The organism is Dehalococcoidales bacterium (assembly GCA_035529395.1).
GTDB lineage: Bacteria > Chloroflexota > Dehalococcoidia > Dehalococcoidales > Fen-1064 > DUES01.
In genome coordinates this window covers 1-10657 of record DATKWT010000083.1, presented here as the reverse complement: position 1 = coordinate 10657, position 10657 = coordinate 1, and the positions used below count along the sequence as shown (strand labels likewise).

Genomic DNA, 10657 nt, shown 5'->3' with positions numbered 1-10657 from the left:
CTTATCGCGTGTAGTCGATGTCGTTCTGGATGCCCCTTCCCTGACAAAGGAAAAGCCGGAAGGCAATTCCTGCGATTTGTGCAGCACCAATATGATGCAAGAGATGATGGAACAGACGATGCGAGAAGAGATGGATGGAGAGTAACCCGGCGACCTGACTTCGCTATCAGCCAGTTCCTTGGGATGATAATGCAACCGTCACTGGAAAAGGTACTAAGGCACCAAAATATCACAGGAGCGTAGACCGCCAGTTCTCAGGAAAGGAGGTATGACATGGTGACCGAGCACGAAGCATGGCTGAAGATAACGATTGAGGAGCCAATAGACCCCGGGCTACCCATCTGTGACCCGCACCACCACCTGTGGGACCGTCCTGCCCACCAGGACCGTCCCGGTAACCGCTACCTGCTCGAGGAGCTACTGAAAGACACAGGAGGAGGACACAACATTGTCCGGACCGTATTCGTAGAGTGCAGGTCGATGTACCGGAAGGATGGGCCTCAGGAGATGCTGCCTGTCGGTGAGACGGAATTCGTGCAGGGAATTGCAGCTCAGAGCGCGAGCGGTCAATACGGGACAACTGAAGTCGCCGCCGGGATAGTAAGTCATGCCGACCTCACCCTGGGTACCGCGGTAGCAGCGGTGCTGGAGGCACACATAGCCGCCAGTATCAATCGATTTCGCGGGATTCGGCATTCAAGCGTCTGGGATGCGAGTACTGATATCAGGCCCTATATGAACTTTCCCAAGGGGCTGCTACTGGATTCCAGGTTCCGGGAGGGGTTCGGATGCTTGCATAAGTACGGCTTGAGTTTCGATGCATGGCTCTATCATCCACAGTTGGCGGAGCTAGCGGACCTGGCAAGAGCCTTTCCGGATACTCCCATTATCGTGGACCACATTGGGGGGCTACTCGGTATCGGCCCATACGCCGGGAAGAGTGAGAGTGTGTTCCAGCAATGGAAGACTGGAATCGCTCAGCTATCGACCTGCCCCAACGTGTTTGTAAAGCTCGGCGGTCTCGGTATGCCGGTCTGCGGTTTCGGCTGGAATGAGCAAACAACTCCACCGAACTCAACCGAGCTGGCTGAGGCCATGGCACCGTACTACCACTGGTGCATTGAGCAGTTTGGGGTAGACCGATGTATGTTCGAGAGCAATTTCCCGGTCGATAAGGTGTCGTATTCGTACACTATCATGTGGAATGCCTTTAAGCGCATCACCGGGGACTTCTCTCCCGGAGACAAAGCCGCCCTTTTCCATGATACCGCCGCGAGAGTATATCGTCTTGAATCGGAATAACCCGTGGTTTTGCTACCATCCGCACAATATGGCTTCTCGTGTAACCAGGTGTCGTGGTCGAGACCCCGGTGTCACATTATGGCAGGATACTTGCCGCTACCCTCATTCCAGAGGATGGTGGGGAGGCAACCGGCCCGGTGCCAGTATTGCAGGAAAGACGACCTGGTGTTACCATGTGGTACCTACTGGAACTTGGCATAATAGGAGCCCTGTGTACCATCCGTTATCGCTGCGTGTGGGCTCGTGAGTTGCGTCGGGGGCACATATGAAGGTCTTCCCCAGGACAATAACACTGGCGCTGACTGTACTGGTCTCAGTCGTGGTGGTGACGGGGTGCACAGCGCTGACGGTTCAGAAGCCAACGGGTATGACTTTAGAGGACGCGCCTGCTGTGCTGGACCTATCCTCCGTGCTTCCCTCCGGTTTTGTGATGCTGGACGAGTGGCAGGCTCTTGCCCAGGGTCTGACCAAAGAAAACCTCGGCCTCGGGATTGATGCCAGTGAGCCACATGCATTCGCGTCTGAGAGTCCTTTCCAACTTGTCTACTGCTTCCTCAGGATAATTGAGGACGCAACGGAGCAGAGTGATACCGCCAGGACACTGTTCGATGAGAACGCCGTTCGTGATATGATAACGACCTTCCTTGATTTCGTGGCTGCAGAGCAGGGCTTCGACCTTCCCGAACCACGGATTGTAGTGAGCTATCCCGCTATTGGGGTTGGTGCTGCTCTTTCTGAGGGGGCTATCGAGACCCAGGATGGTACGCTCAGGTTTGACATGTTGTCGTTCAGGAGTGAGGACAAGAGGGTCTTCGGATTCGTGCATAGCTGGTACTTATCCGATGAGCAAGAGTCAGTAATCAAGCTCGGTCGTGAAATCGAAAAGCGAATCACGGCCTTCGACAGGTAGTGGACGTGTGTCTGTCGCCTGGCTATTCCGGGAAGGGAACCCGCAACAACACCAGTCCATGTTCACCAGGTGAATTGACAACAGACCTGCAAGAATTCCAGAATAGCCGTATCAGTCAGTAACGCTTGAAATAGTTGCTCAGGATATGAGGCAAAGGAGGAGTAGATGACGGCGTTAGAGGAACTGGTGGAATTGGCGGAGGCACCGTACAATGGTGCCGTCAAGGAGTGGAAGGAAAAGGGCGGCAAAGTAGTAGGCTTTACGTGCGCCTATATCCCTGAGGAGATTTTGCACGCCGGCGGTATATTGCCCTACCGGCTGAGCCCGACGGGCTGTACCGAGACCACTGAAGCCGACGCTCATATGTCTCATTTTAACTGCACCTTTGCCCGTTGCTGTCTGCAGCTTGCCCTGAAAGGTGATTACGATTTCCTTGACGGGGTAGTAATGATGAATAGCTGTGACCACATCCGCCGACTGTACGACAATTGGAAATACGCAGTGGGCTCTCCCTATATGTATTTTCTCAGCGTGCCGCATAGAGTAGACGAAGGCCCGGAGGGCTGGTACAAGGACGAGATCACTTATTTCAAGGAGAGTGTCGAGGGGGCTTTCGGTGTGAATATCACCGAGGAAACCTTAAACAGCTCTATCAGAGCATACAACAAGACCAGGGCCCTGCTCAGGAAGCTTTACGAGCTTGGGGAAAGGGACAAACCGCCCCTCAAGGGGAGTGAGATGATGATCGTCCTCCTGGCCGGTCTCCGCATGCCCAGGGAAGATTATAATCAGCTTCTGGAGCGTCTGCTGTCAGAGGTAGAGAAGAAGGAAGACGTATCCGACTACCAGGGCAGGCTGATGATAATGGGCGGGGCGTGTGACAACCCTGACTTTCTACATCTTATAGAGGACGCTGGCGGACTGGTGGTTGCCGATACCCTCTGCTTCGGGAGCAGGTATTTCTGGAGTGCGGTGGAGACCGAGGGTAATGCAATGACTGGCCTGGCCAAAGGTTACCTCAATCGTCCTTCCTGCTCCAGGATGACAGAAAGCCAGGACGAACGTCGGGATTTCGCCAGGCAGATGATTGAGAGGTTCAAGGTTGACGGTGTAATCTACCAGAGGATGAAGTGGTGTGACCTCTGGGGTGGAGAGGCTTTCTATGTGGGGGAGAGGATGAAGGAGATGGACCTCCCGTTGCTGGTCCTCGAAAGGGAATACTGGCTGAGCGGTTCGGAACAGCTAAAGACCAGGGTTCAAGCCCTGCTGGAAGTAATTGCGGGCAGAAGGAGGTAGAAATGGCAGAGCACAAAAATCTACTAACGCTCATGGATTTCATTTTTACCGAGCAGATGGACAGTCTACCGGCTGAGTATGAATGGGGGCTCGCTGTACAAGCTAAATACTGGGGCAGGATAGCCGAAGCCTGGAGAAAGGGCGAACCCATCAACTGGAACTCTTTCGCCGGTACTCCTGAGATCTTTCTTGCCATGGACATTCCTTCAATTATGCAAGAGGCACTCTCGGTCGCGGTCTGCTCATTACCCGATAAGTCCAACGAGAGGTATATCGACATAGCACAGGAGAACCTTGTGGCTGACCATGTATGCTCCACGCAGAAGATAATGATCGGTGCAGCTATATCCGGGGACCTCCCACCACCAACGACAATAGTCCATCCCGCCCAGCCCTGCGATTCAACTGTGGTAACCTACCCTATTATCAGCGAGTATCTGGGAGTGCCCCATTTCTCTTTAGATATACCTACCTGGAAGGACGAGCGAGCAATCCAGTACGTTGCCGACGAGATAGAAAGGATGGTAGCCTTCCTGGAAGAACACACCGGGAAGAAGCTGGAATATGAGAGACTCAGGACGGTGATGGAGTACTCTAACGCTGCGCACGACTACAATCTTAAGATGAATGAGCTGACCAAGATGGTGCCCTGTCCCATCCGCCAGCTAATGGGAGCGGTGTTGATGTCAGCGGCGGGAACTCCAGAGTGTGTGGAGTTCTATAAGAGTCTCTATGAGAGGGCAAAATCCAGGGTTGAACAGGGGAGGGGACCTCTGCCCCAGGAGAAGGTCAGGCTGGCATGGTTCTCTACGTGGCTGGCCCATGACCTGGAGTTGCTGAGGTGGCTGGAGGATGAGTTTGGGGCTATCGTGGTGAACACGTTGCTGGGTACCGACACCACGCCGCTGGCGGAGGACATCTCGAGCACCAGAAAGATAATGGAGGCCCTGGCCAGAAAGCTTCTGAACGCACCCATGGCCAGGGAATGCTGGGGAACGCTGGAGCACTGGTTCGACTATGCAATTCCGGCATGCCGGGACTGGAAGGTGGACGCAGCTATCCTGACGCTGCACATTGGCTGCAAGAATATGTGGGCAGTGAGCAAGCTGCTTAAGGACAAGCTGGCCGATGAGGTGGGAATCCCTACCATGGTCGTAGAAGCAGACTTCTGTGATGGGAGGGTCTTTTCATCTGATGGTGTCAGAGCCCAACTCAGTGATTTCTTTAACACCATGCTGGTATAAGCGAAATGATTAATAAGGGAGGTGGGAGAAATGCTGGAAGCAGCAGTTATAAGTGGGGTGGTGAAAGAACTGGAGAAGGTAGTAGGGAGTGAGTTTGTCTCGACCAACCAGGGAGACCTTTATATATACTCCCAGGACATGACACAGGCTGAGCCGAGCTGGCCGGATCTTGTAGTTCTACCCAAAACGGTGGAGGAGGTACAGGCGACTCTGCGGCTTGCCAACAAAGAAAAGGTGCCTGTTATTCCTTACATTGCCGGGGGAAACATCGGGGGGCTGACCATACCCCTTAAGGGTGGCATGGTGCTGGACCTGAAAAGGATGAACCGCATAATAGAAGTAAATGAAACGGACATGTATGCCATAATTGAGCCGGGAGTGTCGTTTGGTCATATGAAAGCGTACCTCGAGCGGCACCACCCCGGCCTGATGTATACCTATGCCTTTTCGCCACCCTCCACCAGTGTCATGGGTAATGCCCTCCTGCTGGGACTCGACAATCTATCGTTTAGATACGGGTCAGCATCACACTGGACCAGTGGAATGGAAGTAGTCCTTCCCACAGGAGAACTGGTGAGGATTGGCTCCTGTGCAGTTAGCGAGGGATGGCAGGACCGGGACCCTCTCCCTGACCTTGCCGGGCTTTTCCTGGGATGGCAGGGGGCTACTGGGGTGGTCACCAAGATAGCGGTGAGCGTCTGGCCCAAGCCGAAGCACACGGCAGCAATAAACTGCCTGACGATGGATATGGATAGCGCCTATCAACTCCTGAGGACGATATCCCGGACCCGGGTTCCGGACGATATAATCGGCCTCTCTTACACGTGGGCCAGGGCCACTCAGTCTGCCACGGAGACGAACGTGAAGATATCTTCCTATCCGGCACGGGCTACCAGTCCCGGAGAGCCCGAATTTGTGATAACAGCTGAGATTTCAGGAAATACCGAAAATGAGCTTAAGGCCAAGGTTGAGGTGATTGAAGAGGTGGTGAAGGAGGAGCTTGAGGGTATCAAGGTACTTGGTCCCCAGACTTCTCCCAGCACAACGGCACAGTATCCTATGCAGGTCCTGGGGTTGTTAAGCTCCGGAGGAGGCTTAACCTGGGTCGGAACGTACGGCCCCATGAGTAAATGGCTTGAGACGGTTAAAAAGGGGTGTGAAATCCAGGATAGACACGGCTTTACCCGAAGTTGCTACACGAGGGTCATGAGGGAGGGGCACTTTGTTGCCCTGAGGTGGCTGCTGCCTTTCAATAAGGAAGACCCGGATGAGATTAGAAGAATCCGTGAACTCTGCACGGAACAGTTGGACATGGTTATAGATATGGGTTTTATCCCTTACAAGACTCCGGTCTGGGCAATAAGAAAACTTGAGGAACGGGCAGACCCCAACTGGGTAGAATTGCATAGAAGGGTCAAGGGAATGCTTGACCCCAACAACATCATGAACCCGGGGAGGTGGGGCGCACCACAGGAATAGATGGTGTTCAAACCAGGCGAAGGAGGAAAGGATGAGTCTTGAGGAAGTAAAGGAATGGCTATACGGATGCACACGGTGTGGCACCTGCAAGGAAGTGCTTAACATATCTGTACCGAGTTGCCCGGCCGGCGAAAGGTTTAAGCTTGAGTCCTACTTCCCGTCGGGAAAACTGTTCATCGGGAGAGCTGTGTTGGAAGGGGCGTTAACACTGGCCGATGATGACACGCTGGAGAGAATATACGCTTGCACTGGCTGCCGCTCGTGCGAACAGCAGTGCGGTGTCTATCACCACGAGCACATTTTCGAGTCTGTACAGGCTATTCGGACGGAAGCAGTTACCCAGGGGTTCCTGAATCCGGCCTACATGGTAATGGTCGACGGGCTGAGAAGAGATGATAATGTCTTCGGCAAACCGAAAGCGGAACGAGGGGCATGGGCTGAGGGCCTGGAGTTGAAGGATGCCACCCGGGAGAAAGTAGACGTGCTGTACCATGCCGGATGTATGCTCTCTTTTGAGCGTGAACTCTGGGAGGTGCCGAGAAGTGTAGTAGCGGTGCTGAAGGCGGCAGGGGTAGCTGTTGGTGTCATGGGCAGGGAGGAGTCCTGCTGCGGAGGTCGTGCTTATGAAATAGGATACCTGGGTGAATTCACCAAATACGCCCAGCATTCTATGGAAACGTTCAACGCCCTGGGTGTGAACCGGGTAGTGACGTCTTGCTCCGATGGGTATAGCACATTCAAAGCACTCTACCCGAAGGTCGAGGGGAAGATGAATTTCGAGGTGTTGCACATGGTAGAATACCTCGACCAGTTGATAAAGGAAGGGAGAATCAAATTCGGTAAACAACTATCGAAGAAAGTTACCTATCATGACCCCTGTCACCTGGGGCGGCATGTATCACCAGGCGTTTATGAACCTCCCCGGGACATACTGAAGAGCATACCGGGAGTAGAGTTGGTGGAGATGGAACGCATCAGGGAGAACTCGTGGTGCTGCGGTGCCGGTGGCGGGGTGAAAGAAGCCTGCCCGGAACTGGCGCTGTGGACGGCCGGGGAGAGAATCAGTGAGGCGATAGCTACCGGGGCTGACACCCTGGTGACGGCCTGCCCCTGGTGCGAAAGGAACTTCAAGGATGCGGTCGAGGAATCGGGAGCGAGGCTGGACATTCTGGATATAGCAGAACTGGTTGCCCAGGCAGTCTGAGCGGTTTCTGGTGCAGAGTTCGCTCTATCCGGGAACAATTGTGATGTGAGGTATCGGAATGGCAAAGGTAATTGCGGTAACCGGTAAGGGTGGTACCGGAAAAACCATGCTTGCTGCTTTGATGATTCGACTTCTCAGCAGCGAGGCAGGAGCCAGGGTTCTGGCAATAGACGCCGATTCAGCAATAAGTCTATCCTATGCCCTCGGTATGGAAGTTGGCAAGACCCTCTCTGAGATCAGGACAGAAATGATTGAAGACCCGATAGTGAGGAAGGGGGTAATGGATAGTCATGTGCGGACAGTAATAGCCGACATCGTGGGGCATGGTAACGGGTTTGACCTACTGGTGATGGGGCGGTCAGAGGGACCGGGCTGCTACTGTGGTATCAACGACCTTTTGAGGTACGGAATAGAGAGCCTGTCCGGCGAATACGATGTCATTGTGGTTGATGGCGAGGCGGGACCTGAGCAAATCAACAGGCGGGTACTTCAGAATATAGACACTCTGATAATTCTGACTGATACGTCCATCAGGGGTTTCCAGACAGCCGGCGTCATTGATGGAATTGCCGGGGCTGGTGGTGCCACCAGGCTGGGACAGAAGGGTCTGGTAATCAACAGACTGAAGGATAGTAGCAAGGCGGTAAATGAGGCTGCCCGGAAGACAGGATTAAAGGTGTTTGGACATATTCCGGAGGACGAAAGTATTACTGAATACGACCTGGGTGGCAAGCCGCTAATTGACCTTCCCGGCACATCCCCCGGTTTCGAGGCAGTTAGAGAGATACTGAAGGAAATAGAGGTCGGGGAAACCTAGCAGGGTAATGAAAAACCCTTTCGACCAACCCCCGTGCGGCCCATCTGGGCCGCCTTCCCTTTCCTGGCCAGGAAGAGCCTTCCTACCGAGGAAGGGGGGGAATATTATATCTGGGGGACACCGGCAGAATCTGGTTGCGGATTCTGCTAACGTCATTCTGTAAGAATGACGCCCAGACACCCCTGCCATAAGGGGCAGGCCCCTTCTGAGGGGCACCCCCTCTGGACTCCTTTTTTGAGCACCTTGCTAGAACAGGAATTCGGCTCGTGCTTTCCTGCTACCACGTGTGACTGATAGCATCATACGGACAAGCTTTATGGCAATTGTTTTCCTCGTTAATACACTTGCCGCCATATCCCGGACAGACATAGTGAATTGACTTGACCACGTCCTCTTTGACACGGGCAACGGCCTTATCATAATCATCAAGAGCTAGTTCGAAGACACCTCTGGAGCACACCCTGACACATTCCTCACAGCCATCGCATTTGTCGGTGTCAATGATGATATAGTATTCGCCTGATGCATCGGTATAACCGTAATGAGCAATCATTTTTAGCCGTTAGAGAACTCATCTGACTTGCTGCGAGATGATTTCGAAGGGCTGGTTATATCCTTCAAATTTGCCGCTCTCTCTGTAATATCTCCTCGGCGAAGAGGGCAGCACCCAGCGCCCCTACTATCTGAGGCTCATCGGCTATGCGGGGAGTTAAGCCTGTCTTATCGGTCAGACGTTTCACTATGCCGATATTCTTGGCAATCCCACCACTAATGACAAACTCCGATTCTATGCCTACCCTGTTTAACAGGCTATGAACCCTGGTAGCCAGTGCTTCACACACGCCAGCCAGAATATCGTTCCTGTGTTTTCCCCGGCGCAGGTGAGACAGAGCCTCAGATTTAGCAAAGACCACACAGGTGCTGCTGATAGGCACCTCAGTCGCCACTATTTCCAGCGAAAGTCCACCCAGCTCATCCAGTGGTAGCTGCAGTAATTCCGCCATTACCTCCATGGACCTCCCGGCGCCAGCGGCACATTTATCGTTCATGACAAAGTTGGTGACCTTACCGGCATCGTCACACCTTATTGCCTTGCAGTCCTGCCCGCCCATATCCAATATGGTCCTTGCCTGCGGAAAAAGCCAGTGTGCTCCCCTGGCGTGACAGGAGATTTCAGTGATGTTTCGCTGGGCGAAGGGTACTATTTGTCTGCCGTATCCCGTCGAAACAACGTAGTCGATGTTGCTTAGTGATAGCTGCGCTTTCTCCAGAGCCGCATCTATTGCTTTCCCGGCAGCTACAGTGCTATCCGCACCGGTAGGTAGCAGGCTCCACGATGCTATCTCGCTGTCCTTAAGTATCAGTGCCTTACCCGTCAGGGAACCGACATCCACACCGGCGGTTATCATCACCTACCTGTTCCTCTCCTCGGCGATGAGGGCTGCCCCTACAGCTCCCACAATCTGCGGATGCTCAGGAATAAGGAGTTCCTGGTTAATGAGACCCGCCAGGCTTGTGCTGAGCCCGATATTCTTCGCGCCCCCACCTATGAATGCAACGTCCCTGTTGATGCCCAGCCTGTTTGCCAGTCCATATATCCTGCTGGCGATGGACTTGTGAATACCGCCGAGAATGGAAGCTTTATCCGTACCTCTGGCAATCAGTCCCACAACCTCCGACTCGGCAAAGACAGCACAGGTTGCGGTTATCGTAATGTCCTCGTTGGCTTGCAGAGAGATTGGTCCCAGGTTTTCAACTGTTACTTCCAGCGCTTTGGCCATTGTATCGAGGAAGATTCCGGTGCCTGAGGCGCACTTGTCATTCAGACCGAAGTCCAGCACCCGCCCCGTCGCACCACATCTGATAACACGGACATTCTCAGCACCCATGTCGATGATTGTTCTGGCCGAGGGATAATAGAACAGAGTACCCCTGGCATCACACAGCAACTCGGTCGCCTGTTCATCGGCATATGGGGTCTCGCTCTTCCCTGCTCCGGTAGAGACAATTTTAGCAATGTCTCCAGTTTCCGCTCCGGCAAGCCTGATAGCGGCTTCCACTGCCCTGGCAGCAGCCTCGTGACTGCTGTCACCGGTAAGGACCATCTCGTGGGCAATAACCTTACCGCTACCTACAATTGCAGCTTTGGTGGTCAGAGAACCGATATCTATACCTGCTGTTAACATACACGTTTACCGCTTTCTATAGCGAGAAGGACACCCACGGGGTAAGTTTATTAAATCTCACAGTTTCAGTCAAGCAATTGTGTGCAGGCGACTGTGGAGATAATAGCTGGTTCTATATCGTGGACGCAACGCCGAGGAATTGAGCCATTCACCGCTCAGGAATTGAGCCACTCCTTGAAGTCCGGTAGTCTACTGGGAAACCAGCAGTTACCGGAGGAA

10 protein-coding genes are annotated in these 10657 nt (G+C 53.5%); 7 read left to right on the top strand and 3 right to left on the bottom strand.

Features of this window, described 5'->3' with window-relative positions:
* Nucleotides 1-273: 273 nt before the first annotated feature.
* The 7 genes from VMW13_05490 (at nt 274) to VMW13_05460 (ending at nt 8252) form a co-directional block, all read left to right on the top strand.
* The gene (locus VMW13_05490; GenBank protein HUV44266.1) at nt 274-1302 is read left to right on the top strand and encodes an amidohydrolase family protein; all 1029 of its coding nucleotides are present in this window, start codon (nt 274-276) and stop codon (nt 1300-1302) included.
* Nucleotides 1303-1567: 265 nt separating this feature from the next.
* Entirely contained in the window at nt 1568-2212 is a 645-nt protein-coding gene (locus tag VMW13_05485; protein HUV44265.1) for a hypothetical protein, read from the top strand.
* 165 nt (nt 2213-2377) lie between these two features.
* Nucleotides 2378-3508: a 2-hydroxyacyl-CoA dehydratase family protein gene (locus VMW13_05480; protein HUV44264.1), complete on the top strand. Its 1131-nt coding sequence runs from the start codon at nt 2378-2380 to the stop codon at nt 3506-3508.
* 2 nt (nt 3509-3510) lie between these two features.
* Nucleotides 3511-4752, top strand: a complete 1242-nt coding sequence (locus VMW13_05475; GenBank protein HUV44263.1) for a 2-hydroxyacyl-CoA dehydratase family protein — start codon at nt 3511-3513, stop codon at nt 4750-4752.
* A gap of 30 nt (nt 4753-4782) precedes the next feature.
* Nucleotides 4783-6231 (top strand): FAD-binding oxidoreductase, encoded by a 1449-nt coding sequence (locus VMW13_05470; protein HUV44262.1) that lies wholly within the window; start codon nt 4783-4785, stop codon nt 6229-6231.
* Nucleotides 6232-6262: 31 nt separating this feature from the next.
* Entirely contained in the window at nt 6263-7435 is a 1173-nt protein-coding gene (locus tag VMW13_05465) for a (Fe-S)-binding protein (protein HUV44261.1), read from the top strand.
* A 58-nt stretch (nt 7436-7493) separates the two neighbouring features.
* On the top strand, nt 7494-8252 hold the full coding sequence (locus tag VMW13_05460) for an AAA family ATPase (protein HUV44260.1): 759 nt from the start codon (nt 7494-7496) through the stop codon (nt 8250-8252).
* 277 nt (nt 8253-8529) lie between these two features.
* On the opposite strand, the gene VMW13_05455 is transcribed toward VMW13_05460, so the two are convergent.
* The 3 genes from VMW13_05455 to VMW13_05445 all read right to left on the bottom strand — a co-directional run bounded on the left by VMW13_05455 (nt 8530) and on the right by VMW13_05445 (nt 10438).
* Nucleotides 8530-8805, bottom strand: a complete 276-nt coding sequence (locus VMW13_05455) for a 4Fe-4S binding protein (protein HUV44259.1) — start codon at nt 8803-8805, stop codon at nt 8530-8532.
* A gap of 64 nt (nt 8806-8869) precedes the next feature.
* Entirely contained in the window at nt 8870-9661 is a 792-nt protein-coding gene (locus VMW13_05450; GenBank protein ID HUV44258.1) for an acyl-CoA dehydratase activase, read from the bottom strand.
* A 3-nt stretch (nt 9662-9664) separates the two neighbouring features.
* Complete coding sequence (locus tag VMW13_05445) at nt 9665-10438, bottom strand: acyl-CoA dehydratase activase (protein HUV44257.1); 774 nt, start codon at nt 10436-10438, stop codon at nt 9665-9667.
* Nucleotides 10439-10657 lie beyond the last annotated feature (219 nt).